This window comes from Xylanibacter rarus (assembly GCF_001275135.1).
GTDB lineage: Bacteria > Bacteroidota > Bacteroidia > Bacteroidales > Bacteroidaceae > Prevotella > Prevotella rara.
Window position 1 is genome coordinate 1 of sequence record NZ_LFQU01000023.1, and the last position, 18,052, is coordinate 18,052.

Sequence of the window (18,052 nt, forward strand, 5' to 3'; positions counted from 1 at the left end):
CACTTAGGATGGGCAGCTGAAGAGGTTGACGCTAAGCTCCACTTCATCATGAAGAGCATACACGAGGCTTGTGTTAAATATGGTACACAGCCCGACGGCACTATCGACTACGTTAAGGGTGCTAACATCGCAGGTTTCATGAAGGTGGCTCAGGCTATGCTCGAGCAGGGTATTATCTAATACCTTAGAGATATAAGTGATAAACAGAATAATTCTCATAATTACATTTTTATGGCTTGGCCATACTTTTCTCCCGGCACAGGAGAAAGGTATGGCCAGCTATTATTCTAACCGTCTGCATGGACGGAGGATGAGCGACGGCACAAGATACCACAGAGACAGCCTCATCTGCGCCCACAAGAAATACGAACTGGGCACCATGCTGAAGGTTACAAACATTAAAAACGGCAAAAGCGTTGTCGTGAGAGTGGCCGACAGATGCAGCGGTCACCGCATTATCGACCTGTCATACGCCGCGGCAAAGGAGATAGGCATCATCAGGGCTGGCGTAGCCATGGTCAGGGTGGAAAAATATGAAGAGGAGAAAGGCGTTCCGTTCAGAAACGAGAAAAAAATTGAACTGCCCGAACTTGACTATGAGATAACGGAGAAGGACGACGACTTCACGCCGGAATGGATGAGAAACGGCACAGAACAAAGCAAGACGAACAGCAAGAAAGGCAAAGAACACAAAGGCAAGGAGCCAAAAGACAAGAAACATAAGGAAAACAAGAAGCATAAAGAACATAAGGAACATAACAAGAAGAACAAAAAACAATAGTTTGACTTATGTTTCCCGTATGCATAACGCGTGGCTTACACTGCAAAACTCGCAACGCATACGCAACAGAAAAAGTTTTTCAAAGAGAAACGTCACTCATCACATCTGCACGTAACACATTCGTATCCAACAACATACAGCGTGACGAGTTGCATTCTCAACTCATCACAGTTCATCACATATTAATATTTTCAGCCACAATATGGTATAACCGAGCACGCAGCAATACTGCAAGATGTACATACCGGCATACGTCAAGCACAAAAATGCATGCCTTAAATTTCACAATAATATTCTCTTCATCAAATAACAGAGCCAACCCTCAACAGCTGTCTGCTTAACCGAAGAGATTTCACTCAAAAATCAAATACTCTATTTGGGCTTTATCAAGATATACCCTGTTTAAGTTCTTAAAATTTAGGAGAGGACAACACAGGACCAAATCAGATAAAGAGACATGCCGTGATGAGTTGTCTTTTCAACTCGTCACACTATAACTGACTACATAACAGCAGGTTATGGCCGTTTGTGACGAGTGACGTTTCTTTTACAAAAAAATTTTTTGTTTCCCCCTACCCTGCCGCCACTCAGTGGCATACATCATGCCGTTACTTGTCAAGATATGCCTAACCACAATCCAAAAGGGCACCTTTCATAATGCAAAACACGGCATATGAGAACACAAAAGACGGTGTTTTACAATGTAAATCATAGCGTTCTGCATAATATAATTTTCAAGACAATGAGTTAACGTTTTGGCGTTTTCCCTGAATAGAGCCGCAATAATGTTAAAATATTTAAACCAAACAACTATTATTTTTACTTTTATTTGGTTTATATTATAAACTGCTTTATATTTGCAATATATCCGGATAAAACTCGTGAAGCCACAGCTGCAGAGTGACTGAAACGAGTGTGAGAACTGTAAATGAAGTTTATAACAGTTAAAACCTATTCCTATGAAAAAGGCGATATTAAACACCGCTATGCTGGCCATAGCACTTATGGCCACAGCAACCGCCTCGGCACAAAGAGACATGCAGCTCACCATAAGCAACATACCGAACGACAAGGGGCAGATACTTGTAGCCACGAAGAGCGGACAATGGGCTAAGGTGAAAGCCGAGAAAGGCAAGATTGAAACCACCATAAAGGACGTGCCCGACGGAAAGGGCACCATATATGTCTTTCATGACGAGAACGGCAACGGACAACTCGACGAGAAGGACAATATACCAATGGAATACTGCGCCTTCGGAGACTATGAACTGAGCGAAAGCAACAGCAAGGTAGACATCGAGCTTATATATGTCCCCGACAAGATGAAGGGACATGACAGACAGGCAGACTGACCGGCTGACAACCTCCTAACACCGGCCACTAAAAGCGGGCCGGTGCCGGAGATTATACAATATTAAGAACAACAAAATTAAATTTGAAATGGACAATAACGAAAAACTCTCGGCTGAACGCAGCCTCAAGATAATAAGCGAGACCATTGAGCAAAGCCGCACCGACATAATGCGCAACGCCGGAATGCCGATGATATTCTGGGGCATACTCACATGCATAACATCTGTGACTGTGTGTTATTTATGGCAGGCAACGGACAATCCGTCATGGAATGCACTTTGGTTCCTGATGGCCGTCATTGGATGGAGCGTTACGGCAGCAAAGAGCCGCAAGGACAAGAAAAGGCCTACGAACTTCTTCAGCAGAGTGCTCAAAATATCATGGATATCTTTCGGTCTGTTTGCACTCATAGCAGCCGTCATAGGCACGCTTTCGTTTGACAGCACGGTGTATATGGTCAAGCTGCCTATAACAACAGTGCTGATACTTCTGCTGGGACTCACTGGGCTGATTACGGGCCTTGTGCTCCGCCACACCTTCATAACCGCATTCTCCGTGGCATCAGTGGTGCCAGCCAACTTTGCGCTTATGTATCCCGGACCGTATGAATCGCTTGCAATATGCATTACATCGCTTTTCATTCTGGTGATACCCGGAATAATCATTAACCGACAATATAAAAAATAACGATATGGAAACGGAAGAAAACAAGAAGCTTTCAGCAGAACACAGTATCGAGATTATACGCGAAACTATTGAGCAAAGCCGAAAAGTAATTACACGCAACTGCGCAATAACTCTTCTGACATGGGGCATTCTTATATGCGTAACGGCAACCGTTATAGGATTGTTGTGGAGCTACACAAACTCTTATTACTGCAATCTCGGATGGATTGTGATGGTCTTCATCGGGCTGATAATCAACCACAAAATGATTAAAGAAGAAGACACAGCCGGTGTACCAAAATCATTCATAAATGACATCACAAAAAATATATGGAGAACATTTGCAGTGGTAATATTCACTTCAACTGTGGCGAGTCAGGTTACCAATTTTGGGAATGACCCTATAGCCCAAGAACTGCCGATATCTGCCACAATAAACATCTGCATGACTTTTGCAGCCATAATGACCGGCATCGTGCTGAAAAGCGAGATGATATCGCTGTTCGCCTGCAGTGGTTCATATGCCAGCATAAAAGCAGCCCTTGATTGTAACGGACCGGAAGAGATGGCGGCCGTTATCTTTGGCGGAATGCTGATGATGGTTATACCAGGGGCTATCGCATTATACAGGAACAGAAAGCCAAAAGGCATACAGAACGAAACAAAATTGAACGAGAAAGAACAATAACTGAAAAGCAAGAATGTTTAAACCACTTGACCCGCTGCTGCACAGCGAACTGCGACTGGCCGTCATGTCGATACTGATGAGCGTAGACGAAGCCGACTTCGTTTATCTGAAAGAACAGACCAGGGCCACGGCAGGCAACCTGAGCGTGCAGCTTGACAAACTAAGCAACGCAGGATATATTGAGATCCAAAAGGGATTTCAAGGCAAAAAGCCGCGCACAACGTGCCGCATAACCGATAAGGGACTGAAGGCCTTTGAGGAATATGTAGAGGCGCTGAGAAGCTATATCTCACCGCAATAGGCGCCTGGCACATACTGCAAAACGAAATAAAACCAGAGGCCATAAATACGCCCGAACACAATATATTCAGACAAACAACAAAAAAATGGGGAGCCAGCCAAAGCCGGTTCCCCATAAACTTTATTATTGGCAATATTATTTCTCTAATGTTGCAACAACTTCAATCTCAACAAGAGCGCCTTTAGGCAGAGTCTTAACGGCAACAGCAGAACGTGCCGGGAACGGCTCCTTGAAGAATGTAGCGTAAACCTCGTTCATGGCAGCGAAGTTGTCCATGTCTGAAAGGAATACTGTTGTCTTAACAACATGTGTAAGGTCTATACCAGCCTCAGCCAATACGTTGGTAACGTTTGTGAGCGACTGCTTTGTCTGCTCCTTGATACCGCCTTCTGCAAATTCACCTGTTGCAGGGTCGATTGGCACCTGACCTGATGCGAATACGAATCCACCGGCTACGATAGCCTGGCTGTAAGGCCCTAAAGCCTTAGGAGCTTTGTCTGAATGTAGTGCTTTCATTTCTCTTTAATTTTAAAAATTTTATTGTTATTATTATCTTATTACTTTAATTGTTCTGCATGACACACCATACGCATAAGCAACTGCCGCGCCATGACTGTACACACGCCGCCGGAAGGCTGACTATTTAAGTTTGAAGCCCTTTGACTTCAGGCTCTCCTTAATCTCCTCCACATGCTCGTGGTTACGTGTCTCAATCTTTACGCTCAGCTCACATGCATTGATCTTCTTGCTGTATGCGCTGCGCTCATGATATACGCTAAGCACATTGCCGCCCATGCCTGCGATAACGCCGTTGACCTCATAGAGCTGTCCGGGTTTGTCGTCAAGCTCCATTGATATTGTGCATATACGGCCGCCCTTCTCCAGACCGCGGTTGATAACACGGTTAAGAATAGTAACGTCGATGTTTCCGCCGCTGACAAGACAGATGGTCTTCTTGCCCTTGATAGGCACCTTGTTGAACATAGCAGCCGCAACGCTTACAGCTCCTGCTCCCTCGGCAACGATCTTCTCCTCTTCAAGCAGACGCAGGATTGCTGCGCATATCTCGTCTTCAGACACGGTGCAGATATCGTCAACATACTTTGAGCAGATGTCGTAAGTAAGGTCGCCAGGAGTCTTAACGGCAATACCGTCGGCAACAGTAGACACCTGAGGCAATGTTATAGCCTGTTTCTGCTTGATGCTCTCATACATGCTGGGAGCACCGGCAGCCTGAACGCCATAAATCTCTATTTTAGGATTGAGCGACTTCATGGCGTATGCCACACCACTGATCAGACCGCCACCGCCGATAGGCACGACAACTGCCTGAACATCAGGAAGCTGCTCGAGCAGTTCTAGACCTATGTGTGCCTTGTCCTGCTATCACGTGTTCGTCGTTGAACGGATGAACGAAGGTGTAACCCATCTCGTCGCGCAACTGCATTGCACGCTGATATGCATCATCGTAAACACCGGGCACGAGACAAATCTCGGCACCGAGACGGCGCGTAGCCTCAACCTTGCTGATAGGCGCGCCTTCAGGAAGACAGATGAGCGACTTGATGCCGTGTGACGTAGCACCGAGAGCCACGCCCTGGGCATGGTTGCCGGCTGAGCAGGCCACAACGCCGCGCTTCTTTTCTTCCTCTGTAAGCTGAGATATTTTGTAATAAGCTCCGCGGATCTTGAACGAACCTGTTATCTGAAGGTTCTCCGGTTTCAGATATATATCACTTTCCGGATTAAGCTTAGGAGCTCTGACAAGGTCAGTACGTCTTAATATTTCACCAAGCACATACCGCGCTCTGTAAAGATCATCTAAATTGAGCATAATATTAAATTTAACAGATTTTGGTAACACAAAATTACAACATTTTTTCGTAGCCGACGAATATCGTCCTATTTATTTTCACCTATTTAACATAATGTCCCGCACCAATAGAAAAACAAAAAGGAACGTCATCTGTTTTCAAAAAGGACAAAACTTGCATAAATGCAACATGCATGATTTCATTGTTTGTGCAAATCATAATAAATGCTTACCTTTGCGCAAGTTAAAGCCTGTACAGTTTTTTTACGGCGGCACAGCCGGCAAACAGTTTGACTGCGGTGTTTTAATAAAAAAACTGCATGACTGACGCCTAAAGCCAAGTCTGCAATGACCGCATCGCACATGAATGTAACCGGCGTGCAGAAGATGAGCATTAACCGAAGAAAAACTCAAAAAAACATATAAGACATGAAATATATTCTGGCAATAGACTCGTTTAAGGGCTGCCTTACGTCATACGAAGCCGAAAAGGCAGTCAGCGAAGCCATAACCGACAACGACAACAGATTTCAGACAGAACTCATTCCTGTTTCTGACGGAGGCGAAGGCATGCTGAAGGCATTTGCCGGCGCACTTAAAGCAGATATCGTTACAACAGCCGTACACGGCCCAATGATGCGGCTCACGGAGGCTGAGTACGGAATAACGGCCGATGGCACGGCTATAATAGAGACGGCACAGGCATGCGGACTGACGCTGGTAGACGAGGAGGAGCGCAACCCCATGCGCGCCACGTCGTATGGCGCAGGCGAACTGATAGCGTCGGCATTTAAGCGCGGATGCAGAAAGTTTATAGTAGGTCTGGGCGGGAGCGCCACAAGCGATGCGGGCATAGGCATGATGATGGCCATAACCGACAAGCTGGCACCTAGGGGCGGCCACTTTGACGACATTGCCGCAGAACTGCGCGACGGCTGCCGCTTCACTCTTGCTTCTGACGTAACCAATCCGCTCTACGGCCCCGACGGGGCTGCTGCAGTGTTCGGACCGCAGAAAGGGGCAACGCCCGACATGATTAAGATGCTCGACAGCCGCGCAATGAGATTTGCCGAAATATCGGCTCGCCACTTCGGCTACGACTTGTCCGACAGGCCCGGAGCAGGAGCTGCAGGCGGACTGGGCTATGCCTTCATGCAATATCTCGGAGCAGAGATGAAGGCGGGCGCCGAACTTATGCTCAGCCTGGCCGACTTCGACAGCCGCCTGACCGAAGACTGCTGCGTAATAACGGGCGAGGGGCATGCCGACCGCCAGACGCTAATGGGCAAGATGCCTTATCACGTGATGAAGGCGGCAAAGGCTAAAGGGATGCCGACATGGCTCATTGCCGGAAAAGTGGACGACCGACAGGCTCTGATTGATGCCGGATTTACGCGTGTAGCGGCCGTAACGCCTGACGATGCAGACATAACCGAAGCGATGAAGAAAGACAACGCAAGCAACAACATACGCAACGCCATACGCCTGCTGCTCGAAGAAGCCTCAACCGAGAAACAGGTATAAGTATACAGCCGAAACAATATGACGTGAACAAGCATCATCTATAAAGGGCTTGATCAGGCTCTTACGGATATGCCTTAAGCATTTTGACATACAGAAAACAAAACGGACAACAGTAACGCATTATATTGTTGTCCGTTTTGTTTATGTATATAATTCATTCCAAATCAATATCATTATAACTCACTGATTTACATAGCCTTACAACGTAATCACAAGCGATATTCCAATCACATTTTCTGTAGGGACGTACCCCAGGTGCGTCCAAATAAAAGCAATATCATCAACATAAAAACATTCTAAGCCGAAAGACGGATGCACCTCGGGTACATCCCTACGTTTTTGCTCTCCGTTTTTGAATAAATTCCGTTATCCGTTCAACTCTTACTACATTCCGACATGCTTGCTTACAAAGTTTCTCACCTTCCGTTCATATTCATACGGATAGTCGTGATACGACTTTGCGTGGGCACAGCCCGGCGTGAGCCAGATGTCGTTATAGCGCAGCGTCTTGTCGGCCTTGTTTTCGTAAGCCGGATTCATGTTGTAGAGCGGAAGCACCATTGCCGACGGCACATAATCGTCAGACGTGCCGTGGATATAGAACATAGGCGTGTGCTGCTTGCCCAACTGACTGAGCGGAGACGCCTCGCCGAACGTCCAGCCGTAGCGCAGCTTGCAGAGCAGGCTTGCCACATGAAGCACAGGAAAATCGGGCAGATGGAACTGGTCGCCGAGCTGACGGCTGAACTCGTCCCACACACTCGTGAAGCCGCAGTCTTCAACAAAACAACAGATGCCGTCAGGAAGATTCTCGCCCGACACGTTCATCACCGTGGCGGCTCCCATCGACACACCGTGGAGCACCATGCGCGGCTGATACTTTGTGCTGCGGAACATTCCGCGCGCAACATATATCCAGCGTATTATGTCCTTGCGGTCTTTCCACCCCATCTGTATGTCGTTGCCGTCGCTGAGTCCGTGGGCATGCAGGTCGGGCAGCAGTATGTTATACCCCATGCGTTCGTATATGCTTGCTATTGGCAGCATGCGTATAGAGCAGTCTTTATATCCGTGAACCAGTATGGCCGTGCGCCCCATTGAGCGCGGATTACGCACGAAGATGGCATGATGGCGCTCACCGTCGAGCGTTGTTATAAAGGTGTCGCGCAGCGCTCCGGCATGCTTCAGACTGTCGAGCCAGGGAGTTGTCCATGGATACTCTTGCCTCATCTGCTTATAAAACGCCGTGGTGTCCCTGCGTCCTTCATCGGGCTTCAGGGCATAGTCGAGCATAAACCAGCCGGCGCCGAACGTCAGCAAAACCAATGCGGCCACAACCGCAACAGAAATATAGGCAATCTTCTTTTTCTTCATCTGCTCTTTCCTCCTTATTTAAGCTCTGCCTGTGCCCTGCCCCACTCCGTGCAAGCCTCAGCGCCGGGCAGTTGCAATGTTAAACTCACTCACGTTAGACACCACGTTGCCGTTGCCCTGAACGGCATATATGCGGAAACAGGCCGTGCCGTCCTTCAGTTTCTTGCCGCCCTTCACCATTGCCGTATATCTTACGCCTTTGCCCGGCACTATGCGCTCCACGTGTATGCTGTTCGACACGTATATGCGCTTGTTGCCTGTAGTTTCAACCACCATTGGCTGAACATCATAGACCGTTGAGCCCGACACGTTGTAAATCTCGAATATCACCTTGCTCAGCTCGTCGCCGCTCAGCTTGTGGTCCTGATTGTCGTCAACAAAGCGTGCGTTGCGCACCTCCAGCGGCAGCCTGTCGTCCACCTTTGCCGGCGTACCTATCTCGTCATACCGAGCCGACGGCACGACATGTTCCGGATGAGAGGCGGTGTAGTTGCCCGTATAGTCAGAGCCGTTGAAGTCGTAGAGCACATCGTCGCCGCTGTTTGTAGGGTCGAATCCGCTGTCTTCATATCCGCCGCCGTTATTCATACCGTCGTAACTCCGGCTGTCATAACTGTCATCGTAATGCCTGTCGTAGCCGTCGTTTCCGGCTGTGGCAGCCCGACGGTGCTCGGCATACTTCTGCTCAAACCTTGCGTCTTCATATCGTTGATATTCCTGCTGCTGTTTGTCGGCCTGTGCGCCCAAGGCTCCGCCAACGGCAGCGCCTCCTGCCATGCCCACAAGCGTGCCGATGTCGCTGCCGCGCGGTCCGCCTGCAATGCCTCCAATGGCCGATCCGAGCAGCGCGCCAAGCGTTGAACCGGCATAGGCTCCGGTGCCCGCACCTGTGGTGCAGCCCGCCACTATCATTGATGCGCACAAAAGCAATACACATGTTTTTTTCATAAATAACTCTCCTTCCGTTTAAAGTTCTGAACACGGCAGAACTCTGACAATGCCAATTTATAAGTCAGCTCCTGCGTTTTGCGCAGATATATAAGTTTTAAACATTACAAATTTACGGATTATTTTTAATAACGCAACGCTATAACTTCCTAAAAAACATAGGGAAATCCCTAAAATAATTGAAAATTGCGAATTGAGAATGGAAAAACAAAGTTCGGCGCAAGCCAATTATAATTTGCCTTGTTGGTAAAGCACAGCAGTATTAAGGATTCGGTAAAATGAGATTTATAATTCGTATTTGATGTATAAAAAAGTAATTGGATTGCCCAACAACGTTTAAGCAACCCAATTATGAATTATAAATTGTGAATTATGAATTAAAGTTTGTGTTCCGGCACGATGGCAAAATAAACCAGGTCGTCTGTGCCGTCGTTGAACATGGCGTGAGAGTGTCCCATCGGACAATAATGCACGTCGCCGGCCTTCACGTTCTCCGTGGTGTCGTCATAGCGGAAATGGCCTACGCCGCTGATTATATAAACTATCTCACTGTTGTTCTCGTGAGTGTGATATCCGCTTGAAGCTCCCGGCTTCAGCCGGCTCATCATTATTTTATTGGCAGAGTCAACAAAGTTGCGTGTGTCGAGCTGTCCTTCACCGCCCTTAAAGTTCATAACCGACTCTTCATTAATCTTCTCAAAATCAATAATCATACTTTTATTATTTTTATGTTCGTTATTTTTCTGTCTTATGCCAACAACAACGCCATTAGCCGCACGTCATTTATATAAAATGCTCCGTTAAGCCATAAAGCTCATCAGCCGCCTCTTTGGTCATATATCCATAACAAGGCCAAGGCTCAGGGCACTTTTACGAAAGACAAAAATACACAAATTAGCCGTAACACACAAAACTTATTTTCATAAATAACATAATTATACACATTTAGCCGAGTTATCCACAATTATACGAATTATCCACAATCTTCAAGTTATCAACAATAAGCAAAAGCGCAGAATAATGAGCCGTGAAAGATTGCCAGAAAGCCGCATTTTTGAAAATCGGCTAAAAATCGTAACTTTTTCATATTCTTTTCCTTACAAGTACGACAGAATGACTATGATTAAAAGTATTTCATTAACCAACACAACCGCATTTACTTTCAAACTGTTAGTGGCCGGTTTACGACCCGTAACTCGGCCACTTTTAATGCAAAAGTGGGCCACTTTTCACCCGTAAGTCATAGAGTAATTTCAGGTAAGCAAAAATGATTGCAGTGTAATTCTTTCTTTCCATGATTTTTTTAATGTTATAGTTATGATTAAATGCCTTATAACTCTAAAAGTTCACTAGCCTACATTCAAAACTATTTTATACATTTACATTGAATATTCTTTGTTTTTCTTATTATTTTGTAATAAATTTGCTTTTACTAAATAATTAACTCATAAATACAAATCTTGTTTACATAATAATACTACTACGAAATATTTTCGAATAATATTCAAAATACAAATTCGAAAACTTTAAACACAGTAACGAAAATTAAAATATTAATTTAAATTACCGCTAAACTTAGAAATCAAGAAACACACAGATAAACAAATTATCAAAATAAAAAGGAAATATGGACAATTTAACTAATTATATAATACGCCCTTTGCATCCAAATGAGTACCATTTGCTTAAAGAATTCCTTTACGAAGCAATCTATATTCCAGAAGGAGTAAAACCTCCGGCAAAGGAAATTGTGGATTTACCAGAATTGAAAGTATATATCGAAAATTTCGGTACACAAAAAGATGATTTTTGTCTGATTGCCGAAATTGAAGGCAAGGTTATCGGAGCTGTGTGGTCACGTATCATGAACGATTATGGTCACATTGATAATGAAACGCCATCACTTTCCATCTCATTATATAAGGAGTATAGGGGCAAAGGCATTGGCAGTCATTTAATGCAAAAATTAATTAAATCACTTGGAGATAAAGGCTATAAATGTGTTTCGCTTTCCGTACAAAAAACAAACTATGCAGTCAATATGTATATTAAGCTTGGCTTTAAAATAATAAAAGAGACAAACGAAGAATTTATAATGGTAAAAGAACTTACCGAAAAAAAGAGTAATTATGAACATTTTTTGTCAGGGGAATATTGTAACCGGATAGATAATGAAGTTTTGAACATGATAAAAAAGACAAAAGGACTTCTGTCTATAATAAATGATATAAAGGTTTCTGCTGAAGAAAGAAGAAACGCTCTATCACAAATGTTTGGTAAAATAGGGAAACATTCCAACGTAGGGAACAACTTTACATGCCAATGTGGAAAACACATTTTCATAGGAGAAATGACAATCATCAATGACAACTGCACGATGATGGATGAAAACCATATATATGTAGGTAACCGAGTCCTTGTCGCACCCAATGTTCAATTCTATACAGCAAACCACGATGTACATTTTGAAAATCGTTTTGTAGAAGAATGGGATGAAACCTCCGGGGAATTGTTTTTCAGGACACAAGCCTTGCCTATAATAGTAGAAGACAATGTCTGGATTGGAGGAGGAAGTATAATACTTTCCGGTGTCACCATTGGAAAAGGAAGTGTAATCGGTGCGGGAAGTGTCGTCACCAAATCTATTCCGGCAAATTGTATTGCCGTTGGTAATCCGTGTAAAGTCATTAAATGGCTAAAAACACAATATAAGATTCGCACTCTTGAAGAAAAAGATATACCAGAAATGATGATATTATACTGCTCTACATTATCGAATGTAAATATCAGAGATTATACCCACGAAGAGATTGAGGATTGGGTTTCATGTGGTAATAAAACAGAACGATGGAAAGAGCTTATGTCACATAATCAATATTTTGGAGCTTTTGATAAAAATAATTGTCTGATAGGATTTTCCTCAATGAATAAAGACGGCTATTTGCACTCTATGTTCGTACATAAAGATTACCAATGCAAAGGAGTCGCAACACAACTTCTTTCTGAAGTTGAAAAAATAGCAAAAAATGGGGAGTTAAAGAAATAATATCAGAAGTGAGCTTTACCGCAAGATCCTTTTTTGAAAAGCATGGCTATAAGATTGACAGAATACAGAAGCGCAAAGCAAACAAATTGGAATTGACTAATTTTGTTATGCGCAAAATAATGTATCATGAAAAGGAATAAGATAACGGCAGACATAATAACAAGTTTCTGATACGGAATTACACGTAACTGCTTATATTTAAAAATACACTACACCACAAGGCGCCAAAGACAGATAACCGACATATTTATTAGGCACAAACGCGCTGACTTTGCGCAAAAAGATGTAACTTTACGGCGGATTAATCTTAAATTCAGAATATGGAAATAAAGAAATTTATCGAAGAGAACGAGTCGAGATTTCTCGACGAGCTGTTCAGCCTTATACGCATACCGAGCATAAGCTCGCAGAAAAGTCATAAACAGGACATGCTGGCATGCGCCGAACGCTGGCGCCAACTGCTGATAGAGGCCGGTGCCGACAGGGCCGAGGTGATGCCTAGCGACGGCAATCCGCTGGTGTTTGCAGAAAAGCATGTTAGCGACGATGCAAAGACGGTGCTGATATATGCCCACTACGACGTGATGCCGGCTGAACCACTGGAGCTGTGGAAGAGCGAACCGTTTGAGCCGGTGATCAGAGACGGACATATATGGGCGCGCGGTGCCGACGACGACAAGGGGCAGGCCATGATTCAGGCTAAGGCGTTTGAATATATGGTTAAGGAAAAACTGCTTACTCACAACGTAAAGTTTATATTCGAGGGCGAAGAGGAAATAGGCTCGCCGAGCCTCAACGCATTTATCAGCAAGCACAAAGAGCTGCTGAAGGCTGACGTTATACTGGTGTCTGACACTAGTATGCTTGGTGCCGACCTGCCGTCGCTGACAACAGGACTGCGCGGTCTGGCTTACTGGGAGATTGAGGTAACAGGACCTAACCGCGACCTTCACTCAGGCCACTTCGGCGGAGCCGTGGCCAACCCGATAAACACTCTATGCGAAATGCTCGCCACCGTTGTAGGCAAAGACGGCCGCATAACCATCCCCCACTTCTACGACGACGTTGAGGATGTGCCGCAGGCTGAACGCGACATGATACATCAGATTCCGTTTGACGAGAAGAAATATATGGAGGCAATAGGTGTAAACGCTCTGAAAGGCGAAGAAGGCTACTCTACGCTGGAGCGCAACAGCTGCCGCCCGTCGTTCGACATCTGCGGCATCTGGGGAGGATACACCGGCGAAGGCGCCAAGACGGTGCTGCCGTCGAAGGCTTACGCCAAGGTGTCGTGCCGTCTTGTGCCTCATCAGCAGCACGAAAAGATATCAAAGCTGTTTGTCGACTACATCAACAGCATTGCGCCCGACTACGTAAAGGTGAAGGTTACGCCCATGCACGGCGGCGAGGGCTACGTGTGCCCGATAGACATGCCGGCATATAAGGCTGCCGAAAAGGGCTTTGAGAAGGCCTTCGGCAAGAAGCCGTTGGCAGTGCGCCGCGGCGGAAGCATACCTATCATAAGCGACTTTGAGCGCATATTGGGCATAAAGACGGTGCTGATGGGCTTCGGACTTGAGAGCAACGCCATCCACTCGCCCAACGAGAACATGCCGCTCGACATATTCCGCAAGGGTATAGAGGCCGTCATCGAATTCCACAAAAGATATGAATAGGAAATGACACAGCATTGAAGAAAGGGGCGCTTGACTTTATGTCACGACCCCTTCTTCTATTTTTAATAAATCAAGAAAACTGAACATACCGAAAAACGACATGAACAATATGGCTAAATTATATACGCCAGCAAAAATAAAGTTAAAAAACAGAATATGTATGCATATAGGTATCATTACTGCATACTATTTACTATTTCAGTCATTTTACAATCTGATTGATAGCCGGAACCTGTGGCCATATGAGAATTTCAAACAATTTCTAATATACTTTTTACTGAATTTTATTCCAATAACAATAGTTTACACAACAAACCTTTTCATAATATTCAAGCTAGATTCCTTCAAAACACCACTAAAAAGACTGACCATAGACATTGTATCTTCATTTGTAAGTATGTCGGTAATAAATCTACTGTTTTCTTTAATACTTTCTTTTGTATCTGAAGAGCACATGCATGTAAACTGGGCAGGTACTGTATTTAACAACATTTTTCTTCTTCTCGGTTTAGAAGTTGCATATTTTGTAAAGAATCATATACGCCATATTCAACAAATTAGCGAGAACAAGCAGAAAGCCCTACAATATCAATATGAAGCCTTACGAGCACAGGTAAATCCACACTTTCTTTTCAACACCCTTAATATGCTGTATGCCCTTGTTGGAAAAGACACAGAAAAGTCAAAACAGTTTATCTTGTCGCTCTCACGCATATACAGATATGTACTCGACCAGCAAGGACATGAAAGGGTAACGTTAGATTACGAATTAAAATTCGCCAAAGAATATGCAAAAATTCTAATGTTAAGGTATAGTAACAATTTCACTGCTGAAAATAACGAGCCCCCAGAAAAGCAACACTATATTGTTCCTTTTACGCTGCAACTACTTATCGAAAACATTGTAAAACACAATAAAGTAAGCAGTACCACACAAGTAAAAGCAAAAATAGAGTTTACAGACAATTATCTCACTGTGAGCAACGAAATTAACCGAAAGCCAACTACATCGGCAACATCACCACACAAAGGCCTCACATATCTAAAAATGCTGTATGAGGCTTATGGAAAAAAGATTGAAATTAAAGATGATAATAATATATTCATTGTAAAAGTTCCTTACTTAAATTAAAACCGTATGAAATATATTATAATTGAAGACGAAGAATTTGCCAGGGAAAACTTGAAAGACATAGTTGAAAAAGTAAGACCAGACTATGAACTTACAGCAATGCTCAGTTCTGTAGACGAAAGTATAAAGTTTCTTGAATCTGAGAATGTCGACATGGCCTTTATGGACATTGACTTAGGTGACGGGACATGCTTCGACATAATAAGAAATACAGACATAAAGATACCAATAATATTTACTACGGCATACAACGAATATGCAATTGAAGCATTCAAGACCAACAGTATAGACTATCTGTTAAAACCTATAACAGAGGAAGACGTTGAACACTCACTAAGAAAACTCGACGACATGGCTGACATTTTCAGGTCTGATGGATACAGGACTATATTGCCAAAGAAAGAAAAAATTGACAGAATACTAATAGCCAAGAATAAGAGCTTTTCATTTATAAATATATCAGACATCGCTTTTTTCTGTATAGAAGACCGCTACGTTGTTGCATATACTAATGAGGGAAACTGCGAAATAACCGAAATAGCAAATATGGAAAAAGTCATGGACTTAGTAACTGATCATGACTTTTTCCAACTTTCGCGCAGTATGATATCATCTATAAAAGCCATTAACAATGTAACTAAGATTGACAACCAACGCCTTTATGTAACAGTATGTGCTGGCGATAAAAAGAAGGAAGTAATCATAAGTGCCCTAAGGCGTAAAGACTTTTTAAACTGGCTTGGACACTGATTCAAGAAAATAGATAATATGAAATGAATTATTCTTTTCATAATTTAGCCCAAATCAAGAATTTAACATTCGAGATGATTTGGGCTAAATATATTTATCACATGATTATTTTTTTATAAACTTTTTACCATTTTGGATATAAATACCTTTTCCCATATTTTCAGGATTTACCCTCTGGCCCTGAATATTAAATACAGGGGCATTTTTATCAAATCCAGTTATTACATCGTCAATGCCGGTGCTTGTGTTATAAACGATATCCGACTTATACACGGTTCCGTCTGAAGCATAATATATACTCTGCACTCCAAGTTTCACGTCTGCTGTAGAAAAATAGAAGAACACTGTATGAAGCTCGCTTCCCACCGAAGCAGGATATACATCATAACCTTCATGATTATAAGGAATTTCAGTAACATCCGTCGTAAAGTCTTTAGCATAAGTCTCTGCATCGAAAACAAAAGGAACTGCATCGTCGCCGACATATAGACTGTAATATAAATTCTGAGTATTCAGTTCATTTCCATCGACATCGGTAGCCGGTATCTTGACCTGAATATATGAATAGCCATAATTGTCGTAATTGTCATCAGGAGCAAAGAACGTAAACGAAGGATTCTGTAATTTAGAAACTTTCTCTGTATAGGCAGTAAACTTCGGGAAATCATAATTTACGTTATATCCACGCTGCCCATATCCCCTACTGATGTAAAGAGACACAAGATCATCAGTGGTGAGCGTCCTGTTCTCTGCATCGAAATTCATAACAAGTTTGTCCGCATCAGCATAATAGTAATACTCGCTTTGGGTGTCTAAAGTCAGATTACCAACACGGAAATAAAGATAACGGTTAGTTTCATTGTCAGGGCCAAGAAGCTGACGTGTGTTAAACGTAACCTTGTTGCCGTCGATTTCACCCTTAATCCATTGATCTGAATCCTGGTTATATGGATTGTTTATATATATTTCTTTGTCTGTAACAGCTACATCAAGAAATTTCTTCATAGTTCCATACTCACTCCAATTAGCCCACCGATACTCAAACATCCATTTAGTAAGCTCTACGCCCTCAGGAAGAACATTCTTTCTTGAAGATACTAAAGAATCTGAAAGCATAGCATCGCCATAACCGGTCCAATATCCGTCTGAATATGTAAGTCCCATTATAACGTCCTCGTCTTTTGTATCCATAGACAAAGTACCGTCTGATTCAAGAGTAAAACTCAGCTCATTAGGTTCCGTTTCAGAAATAAGATAGAAAATACTATCTGGCTTTTCCTCTATATTCTCTCTCACCATACGGCTTGCATAATATCCATATTTCACACCGTCATACTCTTCTATCATCACAAGCTGAGGCAATTTTGCCACATACTTGCTATCACCTATAGGCTCAAGCTTAAGATAATTGTTCGTAGAATTTCCTCCTGTAACGCACAACAAATACAGATTACCATCATCGCCTTTCACATAATTTGAAATAACTCCAATATCCTCGCCTGTATATATTGACGTACCGCCAAGTTTATAGAATGTAAGCGAATTACGCACCGTCTCAAACTTTTCTCCAGAAGGATTGCTTATAAGCATACTCTCGTCAAACGAAGGCTCTTCGCCACCGGGTTCACCTCCTGTCTGTCCGCTATCATCACTTTCAGTTCCTATTGTTCCGTCGCTCCATACTATTTCTGACTTATAAGTTTTACTGCCATCATGATATATAGCCTGGGCTCCAAGTTTCTTAAATCCGCTCCACGATGAAGGATGAAATATTGTAGTGGTACCATCGCTACTCCATATATCATAAAACTGTGAATCTGAATACCCATATGGTATCTCCGTCATGTCTGATTCTATATATGGAAAAGTTGTTTTTTCTAAAGTTACTGGAGATTCTGCATTATCCTTATAAACAGAAAAATAGAGTTTAGTTTCATCAAGGGCAACTCCTTTTTGATCGGTCAATACTAAAGTTATTCTCAACATGTTTTCCGAGTCAT

Annotated in this window: 15 protein-coding genes and 2 pseudogenes; 11 read left to right on the plus strand and 6 right to left on the minus strand. The window is 43.4% G+C overall.

Annotation, left to right across the window (positions count from 1 at the left end; translation table 11 throughout):
- The 6 genes and pseudogenes from ACU52_RS11055 to ACU52_RS11080 all read left to right on the plus strand — a co-directional run.
- Positions 1–180 (plus strand): annotated as a pseudogene (locus tag ACU52_RS11055) (NADP-specific glutamate dehydrogenase); the annotation flags it as partial.
- Positions 181–271: 91 nt separating this feature from the next.
- Positions 272–781: a septal ring lytic transglycosylase RlpA family protein gene (locus ACU52_RS11060; RefSeq protein WP_053398822.1), complete on the plus strand. Its 510-nt coding sequence runs from the start codon at positions 272–274 to the stop codon at positions 779–781.
- Positions 782–1,740: 959 nt separating this feature from the next.
- A complete protein-coding gene (locus tag ACU52_RS11065) occupies positions 1,741–2,133 on the plus strand; it encodes a DUF2141 domain-containing protein (protein WP_053398823.1) in 393 nt (130 codons plus the stop codon).
- Positions 2,134–2,221: 88 nt separating this feature from the next.
- Positions 2,222–2,821 carry a hypothetical protein gene (locus ACU52_RS11070; protein WP_053398824.1) on the plus strand — a complete coding sequence of 200 codons (600 nt, stop codon included), beginning with the start codon at positions 2,222–2,224 and terminating at the stop codon, positions 2,819–2,821.
- A gap of 4 nt (positions 2,822–2,825) precedes the next feature.
- A complete protein-coding gene (locus tag ACU52_RS11075; protein ID WP_053398825.1) occupies positions 2,826–3,488 on the plus strand; it encodes a hypothetical protein in 663 nt (220 codons plus the stop codon).
- Positions 3,489–3,501: 13 nt separating this feature from the next.
- Positions 3,502–3,789, plus strand: a complete 288-nt coding sequence (locus tag ACU52_RS11080; protein ID WP_053398826.1) for a winged helix-turn-helix domain-containing protein — start codon at positions 3,502–3,504, stop codon at positions 3,787–3,789.
- Between the two features lie 135 nt (positions 3,790–3,924).
- Here the strand turns inward: ACU52_RS11080 and ACU52_RS11085 are convergent, their stop codons facing one another.
- Positions 3,925–4,305, minus strand: coding sequence for a RidA family protein (locus ACU52_RS11085; protein WP_021855215.1), 381 nt, complete (start codon positions 4,303–4,305; stop codon positions 3,925–3,927).
- A gap of 123 nt (positions 4,306–4,428) precedes the next feature.
- A pseudogene (ilvA, locus tag ACU52_RS11090) lies at positions 4,429–5,623 on the minus strand (threonine ammonia-lyase).
- A 408-nt stretch (positions 5,624–6,031) separates the two neighbouring features.
- On the opposite strand from ilvA, the gene ACU52_RS11095 reads away from it, so the two are divergent.
- A complete protein-coding gene (locus ACU52_RS11095) occupies positions 6,032–7,126 on the plus strand; it encodes a glycerate kinase family protein (RefSeq protein WP_053398827.1) in 1,095 nt (364 codons plus the stop codon).
- 384 nt (positions 7,127–7,510) lie between these two features.
- On the opposite strand, the gene ACU52_RS11100 is transcribed toward ACU52_RS11095, so the two are convergent.
- The 3 genes from ACU52_RS11100 to ACU52_RS11110 all read right to left on the minus strand — a co-directional run bounded on the left by ACU52_RS11100 (position 7,511) and on the right by ACU52_RS11110 (position 10,161).
- On the minus strand, positions 7,511–8,500 hold the full coding sequence (locus tag ACU52_RS11100; protein WP_053398828.1) for an alpha/beta hydrolase: 990 nt from the start codon (positions 8,498–8,500) through the stop codon (positions 7,511–7,513).
- A gap of 57 nt (positions 8,501–8,557) precedes the next feature.
- Positions 8,558–9,448, minus strand: coding sequence for a hypothetical protein (locus tag ACU52_RS11105; RefSeq protein WP_053398829.1), 891 nt, complete (start codon positions 9,446–9,448; stop codon positions 8,558–8,560).
- Positions 9,449–9,825: 377 nt separating this feature from the next.
- The gene (locus tag ACU52_RS11110) at positions 9,826–10,161 is read right to left on the minus strand and encodes a cupin domain-containing protein (protein WP_021855209.1); all 336 of its coding nucleotides are present in this window, start codon (positions 10,159–10,161) and stop codon (positions 9,826–9,828) included.
- Between the two features lie 914 nt (positions 10,162–11,075).
- On the opposite strand from ACU52_RS11110, the gene ACU52_RS15975 reads away from it, so the two are divergent.
- From ACU52_RS15975 to ACU52_RS11135, 4 genes are all read left to right on the plus strand, one after another.
- The gene (locus tag ACU52_RS15975) at positions 11,076–12,494 is read left to right on the plus strand and encodes a GNAT family N-acetyltransferase (RefSeq protein WP_082335261.1); all 1,419 of its coding nucleotides are present in this window, start codon (positions 11,076–11,078) and stop codon (positions 12,492–12,494) included.
- 320 nt (positions 12,495–12,814) lie between these two features.
- Positions 12,815–14,170, plus strand: coding sequence for a dipeptidase (locus ACU52_RS11125; RefSeq protein ID WP_053398830.1), 1,356 nt, complete (start codon positions 12,815–12,817; stop codon positions 14,168–14,170).
- A 109-nt stretch (positions 14,171–14,279) separates the two neighbouring features.
- A complete protein-coding gene (locus ACU52_RS11130; RefSeq protein WP_162207771.1) occupies positions 14,280–15,302 on the plus strand; it encodes a sensor histidine kinase in 1,023 nt (340 codons plus the stop codon).
- A gap of 6 nt (positions 15,303–15,308) precedes the next feature.
- Positions 15,309–16,052 carry a LytR/AlgR family response regulator transcription factor gene (locus ACU52_RS11135; RefSeq protein ID WP_053398832.1) on the plus strand — a complete coding sequence of 248 codons (744 nt, stop codon included), beginning with the start codon at positions 15,309–15,311 and terminating at the stop codon, positions 16,050–16,052.
- Between the two features lie 105 nt (positions 16,053–16,157).
- Here the strand turns inward: ACU52_RS11135 and ACU52_RS11140 are convergent, their stop codons facing one another.
- Positions 16,158–17,897, minus strand: coding sequence for a hypothetical protein (locus ACU52_RS11140; protein ID WP_147630849.1), 1,740 nt, complete (start codon positions 17,895–17,897; stop codon positions 16,158–16,160).
- Positions 17,898–18,052 lie beyond the last annotated feature (155 nt).